Genomic DNA, 779 nt, shown 5'->3' on the forward strand with positions numbered 1-779 from the left:
TGACGGCCTGGTTAGCATCCCTTCCCACCACGGCACCGCTGAATGGCGGCTGGTGGAACAACGCCAATATCCCCACCTATGAGGAACCAAAATCATGAGGCGAATGGCGGCCATCCTGTCGGTCATGCCCTGCATAGCCATGGCCCAGACCGGGCCTGCACAATTCGTTCCCCCTCGGGGCCTGCCCCTCGAGACGCCGATTGGTTCCACCCGTAACCCTGACGGCAGTGCTGTAGTCACGCTGGGCTCGATGCAGGATCGCCTCTCGCAGCACGACACCTCGCTAAGCAGCCTTGTGGCGAACGGAGTCACGCAGGAGGGCTTGCAGACCGCGCTCGCCGCTTATCTGCCTCTCGCAGGTGGCGTGGTAGCCGGTGCCTTGCAAATTGGCGGGGATCTAAAGATCGGCGGCAAGATCTATGCGGTCGGCTATGCGCCCGTCGAGCCGAATGATCACTCCTACTTCGTCTGCGCAGATGGCTATAGCGGCTATCTCTATCCAGCCACGCAGCCCTGTCGATAAGCGCCCTCACCCGCCTTTATCTCATTCCGCCGCCCCTCACCGGGCGGCTTTTTTATTGGAGGCGACATGAGCGCCGTATCTGATGTCGTTCCTATCGATACCCTTGCCGATCACGGGCGCCGCCTGAGCGCGGTCGAGGGGGCAATTGTCGAGATCCGTCTCGAACATCGATCGCTGTCTGACAAGCTGATGCAGATGCACGGCGAGAACAAGGCCAGTGCGGAAGCTCGTGAGAAAGCAACCCTGAGTGCGATCG

Annotated in this window: 2 protein-coding genes; both read left to right on the forward strand. The window is 61.0% G+C overall.

Features of this window, described 5'->3' with window-relative positions; all coding sequences use genetic code 11:
* Window positions 1-94 precede the first annotated feature (94 nt).
* Window positions 95-523, forward strand: coding sequence for a hypothetical protein (locus tag C0V97_RS03510; RefSeq protein ID WP_127100778.1), 429 nt, complete (start codon window positions 95-97; stop codon window positions 521-523).
* Between the two features lie 66 nt (window positions 524-589).
* Window positions 590-779: hypothetical protein (locus C0V97_RS03515; RefSeq protein ID WP_148114913.1), on the forward strand; the 190-nt coding region annotated here is incomplete at its 3' end.

Origin of the sequence: Asaia sp. W19 (assembly GCF_003994335.1) — a bacterium.
Lineage (GTDB): Bacteria > Pseudomonadota > Alphaproteobacteria > Acetobacterales > Acetobacteraceae > Asaia.

What these genes read in the sequence shown, in the direction of transcription:
- C0V97_RS03510 (WP_127100778.1), top strand. Translation starts at nt 95, where the DNA reads ATGAGGCGAATGGCGGCCATCCTGTCGGTCATGCCCTGCATAGCCATG.